14 protein-coding genes are annotated in these 16,768 nt (G+C 48.6%); 3 read left to right on the top strand and 11 right to left on the bottom strand.

The window, feature by feature from the left end; genetic code table 11:
- Positions 1–7 precede the first annotated feature (7 nt).
- The 8 genes from mshL to ACN0UN_RS02935 all read right to left on the bottom strand — a co-directional run bounded on the left by mshL (position 8) and on the right by ACN0UN_RS02935 (position 8,449).
- A complete protein-coding gene (gene mshL / locus ACN0UN_RS02970) occupies positions 8–1,648 on the bottom strand; it encodes a pilus (MSHA type) biogenesis protein MshL (RefSeq protein WP_417658664.1) in 1,641 nt (546 codons plus the stop codon).
- Positions 1,645–1,998, bottom strand: a complete 354-nt coding sequence (locus tag ACN0UN_RS02965; RefSeq protein ID WP_417658663.1) for a hypothetical protein — start codon at positions 1,996–1,998, stop codon at positions 1,645–1,647. Before ACN0UN_RS02965 ends, mshL begins: the two co-directional genes overlap by 4 nt.
- Complete coding sequence (locus ACN0UN_RS02960; RefSeq protein ID WP_417658662.1) at positions 1,985–2,629, bottom strand: hypothetical protein; 645 nt, start codon at positions 2,627–2,629, stop codon at positions 1,985–1,987. The genes ACN0UN_RS02965 and ACN0UN_RS02960 overlap by 14 nt, the downstream gene beginning before the upstream one ends.
- Complete coding sequence (locus ACN0UN_RS02955) at positions 2,626–3,261, bottom strand: PilN domain-containing protein (RefSeq protein WP_417658661.1); 636 nt, start codon at positions 3,259–3,261, stop codon at positions 2,626–2,628. Before ACN0UN_RS02955 ends, ACN0UN_RS02960 begins: the two co-directional genes overlap by 4 nt.
- Complete coding sequence (locus tag ACN0UN_RS02950; protein ID WP_417658660.1) at positions 3,258–4,217, bottom strand: hypothetical protein; 960 nt, start codon at positions 4,215–4,217, stop codon at positions 3,258–3,260. Before ACN0UN_RS02950 ends, ACN0UN_RS02955 begins: the two co-directional genes overlap by 4 nt.
- A 126-nt stretch (positions 4,218–4,343) precedes the next feature.
- Entirely contained in the window at positions 4,344–5,381 is a 1,038-nt protein-coding gene (gene pyrC / locus ACN0UN_RS02945) for a dihydroorotase (protein ID WP_417658659.1), read from the bottom strand.
- Between the two features lie 40 nt (positions 5,382–5,421).
- Complete coding sequence (locus tag ACN0UN_RS02940) at positions 5,422–7,749, bottom strand: diguanylate cyclase (RefSeq protein WP_417658658.1); 2,328 nt, start codon at positions 7,747–7,749, stop codon at positions 5,422–5,424.
- A 121-nt stretch (positions 7,750–7,870) separates the two neighbouring features.
- Complete coding sequence (locus ACN0UN_RS02935) at positions 7,871–8,449, bottom strand: thymidine kinase (RefSeq protein ID WP_417658657.1); 579 nt, start codon at positions 8,447–8,449, stop codon at positions 7,871–7,873.
- Between the two features lie 125 nt (positions 8,450–8,574).
- On the opposite strand from ACN0UN_RS02935, the gene ACN0UN_RS02930 reads away from it, so the two are divergent.
- Positions 8,575–9,804 (top strand): adenosine deaminase family protein, encoded by a 1,230-nt coding sequence (locus ACN0UN_RS02930; RefSeq protein ID WP_417658656.1) that lies wholly within the window; start codon positions 8,575–8,577, stop codon positions 9,802–9,804.
- Between the two features lie 71 nt (positions 9,805–9,875).
- On the opposite strand, the gene ssb is transcribed toward ACN0UN_RS02930, so the two are convergent.
- Both ssb and ACN0UN_RS02920 read right to left on the bottom strand, forming a co-directional pair.
- Positions 9,876–10,448, bottom strand: a complete 573-nt coding sequence (ssb, locus tag ACN0UN_RS02925; protein ID WP_417658655.1) for a single-stranded DNA-binding protein — start codon at positions 10,446–10,448, stop codon at positions 9,876–9,878.
- Between the two features lie 22 nt (positions 10,449–10,470).
- Positions 10,471–11,856 carry an MFS transporter gene (locus ACN0UN_RS02920; protein WP_417658654.1) on the bottom strand — a complete coding sequence of 462 codons (1,386 nt, stop codon included), beginning with the start codon at positions 11,854–11,856 and terminating at the stop codon, positions 10,471–10,473.
- Between the two features lie 117 nt (positions 11,857–11,973).
- On the opposite strand from ACN0UN_RS02920, the gene uvrA reads away from it, so the two are divergent.
- Together uvrA and glsA are read left to right on the top strand one after the other, a co-directional pair.
- On the top strand, positions 11,974–14,805 hold the full coding sequence (uvrA, locus tag ACN0UN_RS02915; RefSeq protein ID WP_417658653.1) for an excinuclease ABC subunit UvrA: 2,832 nt from the start codon (positions 11,974–11,976) through the stop codon (positions 14,803–14,805).
- Positions 14,802–15,758 (top strand): glutaminase A, encoded by a 957-nt coding sequence (gene glsA / locus ACN0UN_RS02910; RefSeq protein WP_417658652.1) that lies wholly within the window; start codon positions 14,802–14,804, stop codon positions 15,756–15,758. Before uvrA ends, glsA begins: the two co-directional genes overlap by 4 nt.
- Here the strand turns inward: glsA and ACN0UN_RS02905 are convergent.
- Positions 15,755–16,519 carry a hypothetical protein gene (locus ACN0UN_RS02905; protein WP_417658651.1) on the bottom strand — a complete coding sequence of 255 codons (765 nt, stop codon included), beginning with the start codon at positions 16,517–16,519 and terminating at the stop codon, positions 15,755–15,757. The genes glsA and ACN0UN_RS02905 overlap by 4 nt on opposite strands.
- Between the last annotated feature and the right edge of the window lie 249 nt (positions 16,520–16,768).

The following is a 16,768-nucleotide window of genomic DNA, read 5'->3' as shown; positions in this document are numbered from 1 at the left end:
GGCAGCCTCAGTTCCCGTACCATTGCTTCAAGATCTCACTTGAACGGTCGAGTTCGTCTTGCCATGTTTCAGCACCAATAACAGTTGGACGAATTAATATGATTAGTTCTTTTTTCTGCTCCGTACGGCGCTTGCTCTTAAACAGGTTGCCAAGTATCGGAATATCACCTAGGAATGGTGCCTTTGATTCGTTGTCGCTGTAAGACGTTTGCATCAGACCGCCAAGTACCACGATTTCACCGGTACGCGCTTTAACTATGGTATCGCTCTCACGGATATTGCTTTGCGCCAGCGGCAACACGAAAGTGTCATTATTCAGCTTCACGACTTTTTCTTGTTCGGTGGTTTCGACTACTGATGGGTGAACATGCAAAATCACGTCACCGTTTTCACTAATCTGCGGGGTAATGTCTAATGAGATACCCGAGAAAAATGGTGTCAGCTCAATATTAGGTGTTGACGTTGTTGCGGTGCCCGTAACGGTCGTGGTTGATACATTGGTGACAAAATACTCGTCTTCACCAATCTTAATCACGGCTTTTTGGTTATTCGCTGCACTAACTCGCGGGTTCGACAACACCTGCACGTTACCTTGGTTTTGCAGTAAGTTCAGTGCACCGGTAAAATCGCCCACGTTAAGCGTCATACCAAATACACCGCCAACGCTACCTGCAGATACGCTCGAACCGCTCATGCTGATCGAGCCTACCGAGTTACCGGCTTTGAACAAGTCGTTCCAGTTGATACCTTGTTGGTAGTCATCGTTAAGTGCAACTTCGACAATGCGCGCCTCTAAAATGACCTGCCGTTGCAGTCGGCGCTGGGCGGACGCCATAAATTCGCGCGCGGCGCGTAGTTCCGATGGTAATGCGGTAACAGTGACCAACCCGGCTTGCGGCGCCACCACAACACGACGACCTTCGCCAGTACCGACAATCCCTTCAAGAATAGCTTTTAGGTCACTCCACAAGTCAGTTTCAGATGAGCTGCTAATGGATGAACCATTGGTTTGCATACCGTTCATGTTTTGCGAAGCTTGGTTATTATTCGCGCCACCTTGATTACCGAGTAAATTGTTGTTGTTATTGCCGCCATACTGATTATTACTATTGCGGTCACTGTCCTTAACACCACCAGAACTGACACTCGTTTGCGACAGTCCCATGCGGCGCAATGCCAAGTAATCCAGGGCAATTGTTTCACTGCGTAAGCCAGCTGGAAATACCCGAATCATGTTGCGTTCTTTACGTACGTCATAGCCGTAAATATCGCCAATAACGTCAAGCGTTTCAGTCAGGGTGACATCTTTCAGATTCACGGTAATAGTACCCGCAACGTCTGGATGCACGACGATGTTATAGGGTGAGTCAGTGGTTAAGCCAGCAAAAAAATCTGCTGCCGGAACATCATTCGCGGCAATTGAAAAACGTGGTTCAGCAAGCAATTGAGCGCTCGCGTTGCGCAGTTGCGCACGGTCATTCGCCAAGCTTTCACGCACCGAGTCGGGCAGTGGTGGCCGTTCAGAGTTAGCGCGCACATTGCCACGCTCCTGCAGCGCTTGCTGCGCCTCGAGCGGTTTGCGCTCGGGGTTGTGCGCGCAAGCGGTAAGCACAATTAGCGCCACTGCGATGATGCCCACTCTTATCATAAACCGCTCCTAGCTGCCTGACTGTCACGCTGTTTTGTGAAGCCAAAAAGGCGCAACGTTACTAACTGATTGGTTCGTTGGTCGCGCAAGGTAACCTGACTCATTTCGATTGTTTGAATCGTATAACTATTCAATTTATCACCTGGGTAAAGCCACTCACCGTTAATCAAGGCTGAGCGTTCTGTACCTTTCCATTGTATTGATTGTAAATTTAAACGTTTCGTCGAGCTTTCCCCTGCTTGACTGCGTTCAATCACGCGTGGCGGAGCTGTCGGATCGCTCAATGCCTGGGCATACGAAAGCGTCGGCACCATCAGAATAAACAATGTTGCGAAATTAACTCGCCACATAATCACGCTCCAGACTGATGGTATAGATTTCTATTGTTGCCTCGGCCTCTGGCGCCTGTAGAACCTTATAGTCCAAGCGCTGCCAATAAAACGACCAGTCTAATTGCTCTAATTGCTGTAAATAATTCGTAAGCGCAAAATAATTACCTGTAATAACCAGTTGCAAGTGATGGCGGTAAATTGCTGCATCCGTTGTTTCAGTGTCTTGGTAAACTTGCTCGGCAGGCAATGCCTGTGCGGACACAACTTTCACTCCGCGAGCTTGATTCAATAGGGCCTTCAATAGCGCGCGGTTATCCGCCGCACTGACATAATTCGCTTCTTGATTCAGTTGTTGATTCACTTGCACCAAACGCTGCTGCAACTGTTCCAATCGACTCCTTTGCGCCGCCTGTGGGTCACCAGCTAAGCGTGTATCAACTGCGGCAACTTCCTGCTCAATTTGTTCAATCAGCGCCTGTTGACGTTGCTGCTGTGTGCGCTCAGTTTGAATTACTTCCAGCGCTGGACGCACGCCAAACCAAAAACCTAAATAAGCGATTAGAAATAAAGCAACCGCAAACCAAATGCGGCGGCGTTTCACATCAACCTGCTCAAATTTATTTTTCCACAGCAGCCATTGTTCTTTCATTGCGCTGCTCCTGCGCCACGACTTGGCTGGCTGCTCAATAAACTGCTGTGCTGCAAACTGCCCACAGTGAAATCTAATACGCCTGATGAAGCATTATCGCGCAGTTCAAACACACCAAATTGGCGACCGCTTAACGACGGATAGTTCGAAAAGCTCGCGAGCCACACCGGCAGCGCGCTGGCATTAGCAGTTTTGCCCTGCAAAGTCAGTTCACTATTTGCCACAAGAATACGTTGCAGCCAAATTGCCTCAACGTCGGCTTGAGCAAGTTCATTGAGTAACGTTGCGAAACTAACCTGCCCGCTTTCGGTAATCTGCTGCATTTGCTGCAGCAATCGTTGGCGTTGGCCCAGCTGTAACTCGGTTTGCTCAATGCGTTGTTCAACATCTGGGTTATTCATTGCTGCGCGCAACCGCTGTTGTTTCGCGGCAAGTTGTTGCTGGGCTTGGCTCAGTGCATGGGCTGCCCGCTGCGTATTAATTTGCTGCTGGTTAGCCCATAAGTGCATCGCAATACCCAGTACCACAGCAACAACCAACAATGACGCGGTAGCGCCCATAACACGGTTAAACGTGAGTTTTTCTCGGCTTGGCTGAAGCTCATTTAAATACAGGTTCGCTAACTGCTTCATGCGGCTACCTGCTTTGCGTTTCGCAACTGTTGCGCCAACATCACACCACCAAGTACTGGAAAGTCAGAAAAGTCACCTACCGCGAGTTCTTGTGCCCACGCTGGGTATTCCACCCAACGCGACTCAAGCCCTAGGTCTTGATTCAGCTGTTTGGCGATGCTTTGACGATGCTTGGATCCGACAGCAATAATAAGCTCGCGAATAGGACGTTGTCGTAACTGGCGTTCAAAATAATCGGCCGAGCGCTGCACTTCGACACTCAGTGGCGACGCTCCGCCAAGGTCAATTTCATCGGCGCTTAACTGCGAGAGTTGTTCAAGACTACGAACCACTCGGTTCACCTGCAGCTTGCCTTGCGCGTAAACTTGCAATAATGCTGGCTCTAGATCATGTTGATAAGCAACTACTGCTGGCTCGTTTTGGTCAGTGAACAACTGCGCGATAGCTTGCTCTTCGGAGAAAATACCAAGAACATTTTCGGTAACCTGATGAATTTCGTTTAATACCGGTTGCAACACCTTGCGGTCAGCCACTATGGCATTAATCTTGTCCTGTCCTGCCAATTGCACAGGCGCATCATAGTAGTCCGCAACAATATCCGTTGGCGGCAACGAGACTAAATCGCGCAGGTTGTAGCGCAATGCCTGGGTAATTTCTTCGGCTGGAAGATTCGGCCGTTCTAACTGCACGCTTTGATAAACCGACGGGCCCAAAATCACCACTGCCATTGGGCTACCTTTGGTATAACGCGAATACCGATTGGACAACTCCCGAATTGCGGCGGCAGAATCACCATTAATCACTTCGATATGATCAGAAACAATTAAGGCAGGGGCGTGTTCAGGGTCATTGTCGCCAAATTCAGCGATTGCAAGCGACACGTATCCCGATGCCAACGCGTACGTAAGCACCAGGCGATTGTTGTGTTTAGCGCGCCACAAACGAATCAATGTCATTTCCCTTTTTAAATTATACTTTTATTATAGTTATTATTTTATCCCTCAAGCCTTTATAAGACCACGACTTGAGGGGAATTTCTAGCTTGTTAAATTGTTCAGCTGCTTGTTATTTTTACGTTAAATTTATTCTAGCTGCCAATTTAACATTTCGCCAGCCCAATACGGCACCATGGGCCCCACCGCGGTTGATACGGATTCTGGAACTCGCCAAGGCTTGCGCACTAAAGTTACTGTTGATGTTGCTCGTGCGTAGCCGTAAAAATCTGCACCAAAACCACTGGCAAAATTTTCCAGTTTATCGAGCGCATCCATTTGCTCAAAAAACTCTGCATACAACGGTAACGCTGCTGGGGCTGAGTAGCAACCAGCGCAACCACACGCGTTCTCTTTTTTCGACTGGGCATGCGGCGCCGAGTCTGTACCAAGAAAGAATTTAGGGCTTCCCGAAACCGCTGCACGACGCAACTCTAGCTGGTGTTCGCGACGCTTTAATATTGGCAAGCAATAGTTGTGAGGGCGTGTACCACCCACCAAAAGATGATTACGATTCATTAGCAAGTGCTGTGGTGTGATTGTGGCGGCAACATTGTTGCCGTGCTCTTCAACAAAGGCCACAGCATCGGCGGTGGTAATGTGTTCCAGCACCAGCTTCAAGGTCGAATGACGCTGTAATAGAGGCCGTAGATAGGTGTCGATAAAAACTTTTTCACGGTCAAAAATATCAACGTCCGCCGTGGTTACTTCGCCGTGAACCAACAAAGGCACCTGCAATTTTGCCATTTCAGCAAATACCGCATCCAACCCATTTACGTCCGTCACGCCCGCCGCAGAATTTGTGGTGGCGCCGGATGGATAAAGTTTAAAACCAATGACATGTGGGTCGGCTGCAGCCGCTTGTACCGTTTCGATGCTGGTATCTTGGGTCAAGTAGAGCGCCATCAGGGGCTCAAATGAATTACCGGCAGGCCGCTCGGCCTCAATACGCGCACGGTAGGCGCGAGCCTGATCGACAGAGGTAACCGGCGGAACAAGATTAGGCATAATTACAGCACGCCCAAACACAGCTGCGGTGGCAGGTACTGTGGTGGCTAACAGCTCACCGTCGCGAAGATGAAGATGCCAATCGTCGGGCGTTGGAATTGTTAGCTCAGTAAGCTGCATATCTACCTCAAGTTGTGTTTCGATGATTATTTCACCGCTATTATACCTCGTCTGCTGCAATACAGCGATTACGACCTTCAGATTTTGCTTGGTAAAGTGCCTTATCTGCGCGAGCGAACCATCTATCGACATCATTATCGGTTTCCATTAATTGGGCTACCCCGACACTAATCGACACAGGAATAACTTTGCCGTCCCATGAAAATTCTGTTTTTTCAATGGCTTCACGAACACGTTCCGCAGCCTGCATGGCTTGATTGATATCTGCATGGGGCAGTAAAACACCAAATTCTTCACCACCTTGGCGCCCCAGCAAATCACCATCTCGCAGCACTTCTTTGGCAACATCTGTGAACTGCTTTAACACTTTGTCGCCGGCGGCGTGGCCAAATGAATCGTTCACCTTCTTAAAATGGTCTAAATCGATAATTGCGACGCTGACGGGCATGTCATAGCGTTGTTGTTCACCAAATCGCTGTTCTGCAGCTTCGATAAACACGCGACGGTTGGCAATTTGAGTGAGCTCATCAATGGTCGCCATACGGCGTAGTTCATCCACAGCGAATTGACGCTCTTCGTCCATACGGCGTATATGCATCAAGGTGCCAAGCGTATTCAGCATCGGTTTCAAGGTGGCTAGCTGCTCACGTTGATAGCCATTTTCTGAGTTCGCTAACAGCAACATACCAACCACTTGTTGTTTGAAATATAGCGGCAAAATAAGGGCGTTTTTCAACTCGGGTAATTCAAGTGGGTGAAAGACTGCTTCGTCAGGCTGAACTGGGTGGGGACACAACTGCGGTTCACCGCGAACTAAAACGTGCAGCGCCAATTCACCGCTTACCTCAACATCGAGGCCTTGCTTGATAAGATTTTGATAGGCTGAATTCTTTGTTTCGTCATCGAGAACACGTAAGCCGTGTAACCACAACATATTCCGTGAGCGTGAATTATCCGGTAGTTCACCAATTAGCCCAGCTTTGCTATCGGTTAATTCCATTAACTTTGGCAAGGCTACATCGCAGACTTCACTAAAGTCGTTTACAAATAAAAACTCGTGCTGCACCGAACTGACCAAACTCAATACTGCTTCTTGCTGGCGACGGCGCTGCTCATTCATGACTTCAGCGGTAATGTCATGGTGTATACCGACCATACGCTGCGCTAAACCTTGCTCAGTCGTTTCAATGACCTTACCGATACTGTGCAGCCAAATATAGTGGCCGTCCGCATGCAATAGGCGAAACCGTGATTCGAAACGCTCTGTTTTACCTTTCAAATGTTTTTGCAACGCCGCTCGTACACGTTGATAGTCTTGCGGGTGAACTAACTCCGCCCATTTATTGCCACGCGCATATGTCTCATCGCGCCCTAATAGTTCCTCCCAGGTGTGGTCAACCTCAACCCACTGATCAAATAAATACCATTCCCAGGTGGCTAAATTTCCAGCTTCAAGCGCCATAGCGATACTTTGATTGGCGTGCTGTAAACTCAGTTCTAAATTTTTACGCTTGGTGCTGTCATGCAAATAACCGCGCACTCGCACAATTTTTCCGCTGTGATCACGGTCAGCGCGAGCGAAGTGATGCACCCAACGGATATCTTGTGATGGCGTAAGCACACGGTACTCAATTTCCAACGACTCTTGCTTACCATCAAGTACGGCTTGCATACGCGCTAATAATTCACCTCGGTCAGCGCTATGAACAATGGTTTCATAACGCACTTCTGGATCAAGTAAGTAAGCCTCTGAATACCCCAGTACCCGCTCCACATTTTCCGCCACGTAGATAAGGTGCGCTTCGGGTTCAATTTGCCATACCACTGCAGCGACCGGGCCTTGCGCCAATACCTGCCGTTCCTGCTCGTAGTTACTCATAGCAAAGCGCCCAAGCAGCTCATTCTTGACCCACTCGGCTAAGGTTTCCAGCCATTGCTGTTGTTGCGCAGTAAATACATGAGGTTTTGAGTCAATGACACAAAGCGTGCCAATATAAATTTGGGGAGCTATCTCAATCGGGGCACCAGCATAGAAACGTATCCCTCCACTGGCGGTAACAAGCGGGTTGCCAATGAAGCGCGGATCTTCTCGTGTGTCGTTGATAACCATGGTTGAACCCTGTGCTATCGCATGGGCACACATGGAAACTTCGCGCGGGGTTTCACTTGCGTTGAAGCCAACTTTGGATTTGAACCATTGTCTATCGCTATCAATCAGACTAATCAGCACCGTCTCAACACCGAATAACTGCTTGGCCATCAGTGTTATTTTCTCAAATACCGGCTCCGGCTCGGTGTCTAAGATGTCCAGCTCGTGCAACAAGTGCAGGCGTTCCAATTCATTGTTTGGTACCGGTGCTGACTTCATCGACTCTCCGAACAGGTTGATTATTGTTCTGTATCAAATAGTAGCAGACTTTTATCTCGTTCATTGACGTGTTTGCGTAAATTAACTTTTTAAATTCGGGTAATTAGAGCGCCGACAGTGATTACCAGTCCAACTTTTCTTTCCAATGCTTACGGCAGCACGAGATGTAACGATCATTGCCGCCAATGGCTATCTGATCACCTTCTTTTACGGCGTTACCTTGCGCATCAATACGCAGATTCATGGTTGCTTTACGCCCGCAAAAGCAGATGGTTTTCATTTCCGCAACTTTATCTGCCACCGCCAATAAAACACCGCTGCCCGGAAAAGCTTTACCGAAGGCATCGCTACGAATGCCGTAACACATAACGGGAATATCCATACGATCAACCACATCAGTAAGTTGCCAAACTTGTGCTTCAGTCAGAAACTGTGATTCATCAATGAGTACACAGTCTATAGGCTGACGTTGGTGCCGCGCATCAATCAGCGCTGCCAGGTCGGTCGTATTTGAAAATGCCAACGCTTCACGATCAATTCCGAGGCGCGATGCGATGCGGCCATGGCCCGCCCGATCATCAATCGATGGGGTTAATAGCAGAACGCGCTGGTCACGTTCTTCGTAGTTATGTGCAACTTGCAGCAATGAGGTGCTCTTGCCAGCGTTCATTGCCGAGTAGGTAAAATAAAGTGAAGCCATAGGTTCCGTTAATCGTCAGTTTAATCGTTATAAGTGTCTATGTTTTTCGGAATAACGACAAGTGTTAGCGTTCGAATAACTGCAGTTAAATGGTATACTTCGTTAACTTAATCAAGGAGAAGTCAATGACCACAACATACTCCCACGCCTTTCTAAAAGCCATGCCCAAAGCTGACCTACATCTGCATTTAGATGGTAGTTTACGCCCTCAAGGCTTAATTGAAATGGCTAAGCGCAGTGGTATTGAGTTGCCGTCCTATACGGTAGATGGTTTGTATGACCTTGTGTTTAAAGAGTCCTACCAGAATTTAGGTGAGTACTTGAATGGCTTTCAATACACCTGCGCGGTGTTGCGTGACATGGAAAACCTTGAGCAAGCAGCCTACGAATTAGCACAAGACAACCTTGCCGAAGGCGTTATTTACATTGAAGCACGCTTCGCACCGCAACTGATGATGGACCCAGCCCGCGGAATTGACTTTGATACGGTTATGCATGCCGCTAACAAGGGCCTTGCGCGCGCTAAACATGAATACAATTCGCAAACAGCTGTGCGCGAGGGGCACAAGCCTCCGTTTGACTATGGCCTCATTAATTGCGCCATGCGCATGTTCGGTAAAAAAGGCTTCTCACCTTATTACACCCAGTTATTTCAAATGTTACGCGACCATGAGCCGAAGCAAGTTATCAAAACTGCCGCCATGGAAATGATTCGTGCCAGTGTGCGCTTACGCGATGAAGAAGGTTTGCCGATAGTCGGCCTTGATATTGCCGGACAAGAAATGGGTTACCCAGCGCACGATTTCAAAGAAGTTTATGAGTATGCGCACCAAAACTTCTTGCTGAAAACGGTTCACGCTGGCGAAGCATATGGCGCCGAAAGTATTTTTGAAGCTTTAACACAGTGCTATGCCGACCGACTCGGCCACGGCTACTCGTTGTTCTCGCCGGAAATGATTCAAGACCCGAAAATATCTGACAAAGAAGACTATGCACGACGCCTAGCCTCGTTTATTGCTGACCGACGTATTGCCGTAGAAGTGTGTATTACCAGTAATTTGCAGACCAACCCGAATATCGGCGATGTTCGCAATCACAACTTCAAGCATATGTTCAATCACCGTCTTGCCACCGTTATTTGTACGGATAACCGATTGGTTTCGCGCACTACCGTGACGCAAGAATATGAATTGGCATTAAGCGCCGTTGATGTGCCGTTGAAGCGCCTGAAAGATATGGTTGCCTATGGCTTTAAGAAAAACTTTTTTGCTGGTGACTACATTGAAAAACGCGCTTACGCCAAGCAAGCGTTAGACTATTTCGATACTGTGGCAGCCGAGCACGGCATAAAGTAATTTCCCCCGGCGGCGTCTGACGTTCTGAACACCAATAAAAAAGCCCCTATCAAAGGGGCTTTAATAACAAATCAGAACGGGATATCGTCATCAAAATCTTGATCTGGAATAAACGGTTCTTGTTCTTGCTTCGGCTGTTGGGCCGGCTGTTGGTTGAAGTTTTGCGCAGGCGCTTGGCGTTGTTGAGCACCCTGCTGAGCTGCAGGCTTCTGACCACCTTGTTGACCGCCTTGCTGGCCACCAAAGCCGCCGGCTTGTTGCCCACCACCATAACCGCCTTGACCGCCGCCTTGGCCGCCACCGGGACGCCCATCTAACATTTGCAGATCATTAATCACAATTTCAGTTGTGTAACGTTCAACGCCGTCCTGACCCTGCCATTTACGCGTCTGCAAACGCCCTTCTATGTAAACTTTGGAGCCTTTTTTCAAGTACTCACCAGCAATTTCCGCTAACCGACGATAAGCAACACAGCGGTGCCATTCGGTTTGTTCACGCGGCTCGCCGGTTTGCTTGTCTTTCCATGTTTCGCTAGTCGCAATTGACAAGTTTGCAATGGCAGTATTATTTTGCGTGTAGCGCACTTCTGGGTCTGCGCCTAAATTACCAATGAGAATTACTTTATTTATACCGCGACTGGCCATGCCATCTGCTCCTTCAATATTCTTATGTTCTGTACGGCGCTAACTGCGCCTCTATGTCCGCATCATTGTAATCTGTTTTGTGTACTTTTAAATACACCGTATGTTCGGCTGCGACTATGCGCACTTCTTCCACGCCAGTAACGCGACTGAGCTGCTCAGCAAGCCCATCTGACTGTGCTGCCGACAACTTCGGTAAGGTATAACTGACACTTTGTTGCTGCGGTGGAGGCTGCATGCCAAAACTAACCACGAACCAGCATAGTAGCAGCACCAAACAAAAAATCCCAACACCTAAAAGCCCAAAATGTTGGTAAATTGAGCCGCCGGCGGCACCGCCGATAAACGCTCCCAAAAACTGAAAGGTGGAATAAATTCCACTCGCACTGCCCTTACGGCCTGCAGGTGCGAAGCGCGTCAACGAAGACGGCAGTGTGGCTTCAAGAAAGTTGAACCCAGTAAAAAATAATACAACAGCGATAGCTAAATACGCCCAGTGCGCAGGCACAAATGCGATAACGCCAACCGCCATCACAACCAAAGCAATCGCAATACGGAAATATTGCGGCTGCTGACGTTGCCGTTCCGCTCTAATCAACATGGGTATCATTAAAGCAAACGAGAATAACAGTGTAGGTAGGTAAAGCCACGCATGGTCATCCGCAGCCAAACCACCCCGCATCAATTGCAGCGGTACCACGACAAAAAATGCCGTAAGTACACAGTGCAAAACCAACACACCAAAATTAAGGCGGGCCAGTTGCGGGTTCTTAAAAAGTTGCCCTAATTCGCTCGAAAGCGGGATTAAATCGCCCCGAGCAGATTTCTGCGACACACTTGGTACGGCTGCTAATAAAACCACAATACCGAACACTGCGCTCACAGCCGTAAAATAGAACAGTCCGGATAGCCCTATTTGCGCACCAAGTAGCGGCCCAAGCACCAATGCCAACGCAAACGACAGGCCAATAAACATGCCAATGGTTGCCATAACTTTTGGCCGCTGCGAATCGCGCGTGATATCGGCCGCAAGTGCTAAAATAGCTGCAGCTATCGCCCCGGTGCCCTGCAATGCGCGACCAATGACAACGCCAACAAGGGTATCGGCCCATGCCGCCACTAAACTGCCTAAAGCGAATAGAATTAAGCCACCGACAATAACTGGTTTGCGACCGATGCGATCAGACAGCATGCCCAAAGGGATCTGCAGCAAGGCTTGGGTTAAACCGTACGCACCAATTGCAAGACCAATCAGTAACGGGGTGTAATCTGGGTACTGTTGCCCATAAATTGCAATGACCGGCATGATCAAAAACAGGCCCAGCATACGTAATCCAAACACAGCAGCTAAAGCACCGGAGGCGCGCCGCTCGATGGGTGTTAGTCGGTTGTCTTGGTTTTGCTGTCGCATGAAATTCTCATTGCTGCAGGAAAAAATCGCTGGCCATTGTACCAGAAGGTATCGGTTGTGCGATAATACTCGTTTCATTCAATCGCTTGTCATTGGCAACGGAGAGTTGTAATTCTCATGGATAAAATTGAAATCCGCGGTGCCCGCACCCACAACCTAAAAAATATCAATGTCACCATTCCGCGTGACAAATTGGTGGTTATTACGGGGCTGTCTGGCTCGGGTAAGTCGTCGTTAGCGTTTGATACTCTTTATGCTGAAGGCCAGCGTCGCTATGTTGAGTCTCTGTCAGCCTACGCTCGTCAGTTTTTATCGCTCATGGAAAAACCTGACGTTGATAGCATTGAAGGGTTATCACCCGCCATTTCCATTGAACAGAAATCAACGTCTCATAACCCACGCTCAACCGTGGGTACCATTACCGAAATTTATGATTACTTGCGCTTAATGTATGCGCGCGTTGGTGAGCCGCGTTGTCCAACCCACAATGTTGCGCTGGCGGCGCAAACGGTTTCGCAGATGGTCGACCAAGTATTGGCGTTGCCGGAAGGTGAAAAGCTGATGATAGCGGCCCCGATCATTCAGGAACGTAAAGGCGAACATACCAAGGTACTTGAAAACCTTGCCGCGCAAGGTTTTATCCGTGCACGCATTGATGGAGAGCTCTGTGACTTGAGCGATCCGCCAAAGCTAGAACTGCAAAAGAAGCACACCATTGAGGTAATCGTCGACCGAATTAAAGTGCGAGAAGGCTTGGGGCTACGGTTAGCTGAGTCATTTGAAACGGCGCTAGAATTAAGTGGCGGCACCGCTCTGGTGGTGCCGATGGAAACTGACTCTAGTGTTGCTGATATTGTATTTTCAGCCAACTTTGCGTGCCCGCATTGCGGCTACAGCATGCAAGAGCTTGAACCACGGCTGTTCTCGTTCAACAACCCGGCCGGCGCTTGTGGTTCATGCGACGGGCTCGGTATTGAACAGTTCTTTGACCCCGCCAAAGTGGTAACAAATCCGGAACTCAGTTTAACTGGCGGAGCGATTCGCGGTTGGGACAAGCGTAATTTCTATTACTATCAAATGCTGCAGTCGTTAGCCCGCCACTATAAATTCGATCTCAACAAACCTTTTGCGAGTATCAGTGAAGAACACCAGCAGGTTGTGTTGTTTGGGAGTGGCAAGGAAGAAATTGAATTCACGTACATGAATGACCGCGGCGACCGCGTTGCTCGCACGCACGCATTTGAAGGGATTATTCCTAACATGCAGCGCCGTTACCGTGAAACGGACTCTATGGCAGTGCGTGAAGATTTGTCGAAATACTTAGCATCACAGCCGTGTAAGAGTTGTAACGGCGCGCGGTTACGCCAGGAAGCGCGTCATGTGTATGTAAACGACACCACGTTACCTCAAGTGGTTGAGCGCTCGATTGGCGATGCCCTCGCCTTTTTTGAGCAACTTGAACTTGAAGGTCAGCGCGCACAAATTGCTGAAAAAATATTGAAAGAAATCAATGACCGTCTTGGCTTTCTTGTCAACGTCGGTTTGAACTACTTAAGTCTTTCGCGCAGCGCTGAAACTTTATCCGGCGGCGAAGCACAACGCATTCGGCTCGCCTCACAAATCGGGGCTGGCTTGGTTGGCGTAATGTATGTACTGGACGAACCGTCAATTGGTTTGCACCAGCGTGATAACGAACGCTTATTAGGAACCTTGACGCGGCTACGTGACCTCGGTAACACAGTCATCGTGGTAGAGCACGACGAGGATGCGATACAAGCAGCCGACCACGTTATCGATATTGGCCCTGGTGCTGGTGTGCATGGCGGTGAAATCATTGCGCAAGGCCACTACGAAGACATCATGGCTAATGAAGCGTCACTGACTGGCGACTACCTGTCGGGACGTAAAGCCATAGAGATACCTAAAAAGCGCAACAAGCCAGGTAAGCACTGGGTTCACCTCAAGGGCGCCTCCGGTAATAACCTAAAAGACGTTGATGCGAAAATTCCAACAGGTCTCATGACGTGTGTAACAGGGGTTTCCGGCTCCGGCAAATCAACGCTTATTAACGACACCCTATTCCGCATTGCTCATCGCGAATTGAACAAGGCAACTGCGAACGAGCCAGCCCCGTACGCAAGTATCGATGGCATGCAGTTCTTAGATAAAGTGGTGGATATCGATCAAAGCCCAATCGGCCGCACGCCGCGTTCAAACCCAGCCACCTACACAGGCATCTTTACGCCCATTCGCGAACTCTACGCGGGCACTGAAGAAGCACGTTCACGTGGGTATAAAGTTGGACGTTTCAGCTTTAACGTGCGCGGCGGACGCTGTGAAGCGTGCCAAGGTGACGGCGTGATTAAGGTTGAAATGCACTTTTTACCTGATGTGTATGTGCCGTGCGATGTCTGTAAAGGCAAACGCTACAATCGTGAAACCTTGGAAATTAAATACAAAGGCAAAAGCATTCACGAAGTGCTGGATATGACTGTTGAAGATGCACGAGAGTTTTTCGCTCCCATTCCAGCTATCGCACGTAAGTTACAAACACTTATCGACGTTGGTTTGTCCTACATTCGCTTGGGACAAGCGGCTACCACCCTGTCTGGCGGTGAAGCGCAGCGGGTGAAATTAGCACGTGAATTATCAAAACGCGATACCGGTAAAACGTTGTATATTCTTGATGAGCCGACCACTGGTCTGCATTTTCATGATATTCAGCAGTTGCTGACGGTACTACACCGGTTGCGCGATCACGGCAACACCATTGTCATTATTGAGCACAACCTTGATGTGATTAAAACCGCTGATTGGATCATCGATTTAGGTCCAGAGGGTGGCTCCGGTGGTGGTGAGATTTTGACCGCAGGTGCACCAGAAGATATCGTTGATTGTGAGCGTTCTCATACGGCTCGCTTCCTAAAACCACTATTGAAGGCAAAATGAGCAAAGATGTGATCAGCGGCGGGCAACCGATTCATGCCCCAGACAATCTTAAGCCCTTGTTGGAAAATATTTTGCAACAAGCATTGAGCGTGAACGAAGGAAAAGTCGCTGATTACATTCCGGCCTTAGCTGAAGTGAACCCAGAGTACTGCGCGCTGACGGTGGCGACGCTCGACGGTAATGTTACTTCGGTAGGTGACACCACAACGCCGTTTTCTATTCAGTCGATTTCTAAAATATTTGGACTCATGTTAGCCATGGAACGTTTAGGCGATCCGCTGTGGGACCGTGTACAAATGGAACCGTCTGGCCAACCGTTCAACTCGATAGTTCAGCTAGAGTGGGAGAAAGGCATCCCGCGTAATCCTATGATTAACGCTGGTGCAATATTAGTCAGTGATGTGCTTGTCAGCCACTACTCGGCCAGTAAGTCAGCCTTCTTGAGTATGGTACGCAGCTTATGCGGCAGTGATAGTGTGTGTGTCGACACGCGGGTGCATGAATCTGAACGCGAACACGGCTCGCGCAACTCGGCGTTGGCGTATTTGATGAAGAGCTTTGGCAATATCGAGTCGGACGTAGAAGAAGTGCTTGATCATTATTTTTGGCAATGCGCATTGACGATGACCACAGAAGAGCTGGCACGCAGCCTGGCATTCTTAGCGAACCGAGGCGTATGTCCGCGCACTGGCGCCCAGATAACGTCACACAGAGACGCTCAGCGCGTTAATGCGCTATTAAGCACCAGTGGCATGTACGATCAATCAGGACAATTCGCGTTTACGGTCGGATTACCAGCTAAAAGCGGTGTTGGTGGCGGGATCATTGCAATTGTGCCGGACTACGGCGTGATATGTGCTTGGAGCCCACCCTTGAATACCTTCGGCAACTCGGCTCGCAGCATGTTTATGATTCGTGAGTTGGCTAATAAATTAGGTTTGAGCGTTTATTAAGACAAATCTGGCTCAGCTTGCACTTTAAAACGCTGATAGATTTCCTTTAATTTGCCTTGTTGTTTTAGCTGCTTAAGAAACGCCTTAAAATCTTGCGGCTTCAATGCTTTCACAGCACTAATCACAGCCCGCAACTTATAAACCCCATAAGGTTTGTCTGACAACAGCAGTTGATCACGCTCGTCCTCTGTTAACATTGAGTGAATAAAATCGTCTGCCAACATGATGAGATCAAGACGTCCATTCATAAGCATGCGTAAGTTTGCATGGTGCGAATGGGTTAAATAAATCCCGTATTGCTCTTCGAGTACACGGTTATCTTTTTCGTTGGCTGCAAATGGGTAGTGATAGCCAACAATACCGCCGAATCGAAGCCCCTTGGTTTCAAAAAACTGCTGGCCTCTATTGATTTGCTTCATTGCGACAAAGCGTTCGCGACCAATCAATAAGGGTTCAGTAACTTCTACCGGGTATTCAGCGTCCTGCCACCCCCAACTCGCGTCTTCAAATAACATCAAATCACAACAGCCCTTTTCGCTTAAAGCAAAGTAGCGGGCGTTTGGCGCAACGCGCTCAATTGTGAATACGTATTTGTTTTGGATACTGTTGAGCTCATTCAACACCTCGCCAACAAGATGACTCTCCATGGCGTCGGAATAATACGGTGGGAATTCATAAGCCGCGACACGAACATTGATAGGTTCTGCCGCTGCCTGAAGGATAAAGCCCAAAGCTATTATTGTTGTAATTATATGCTTCAATGGTAATTGCGCTCCATTTTTCTTGGAGCCTATCGTTTACGGTAACGGCAGTAATGTCAAGTTCGTTAATCGTTATTCGTTATTCGTTATTCGTTATTCGTCTTTAGTGTTTTGCTTTAACGAATAACCAGCAACCAATAACGAATAACGCTTTTGCAATTAAAAAAGGGAGCCGAAGCTCCCTTTTTATCAATACCCGTAAACGGATACCTCAGCACATTAAGCGATGATCTTAGATACTACGCCTGC

This window comes from Pseudidiomarina sp. (assembly GCF_048267825.1).
GTDB lineage: Bacteria > Pseudomonadota > Gammaproteobacteria > Enterobacterales > Alteromonadaceae > Pseudidiomarina.
The sequence above is the reverse complement of the archived record's forward strand: the minus strand, read 5'-3'. Positions and strand labels throughout refer to the sequence as shown.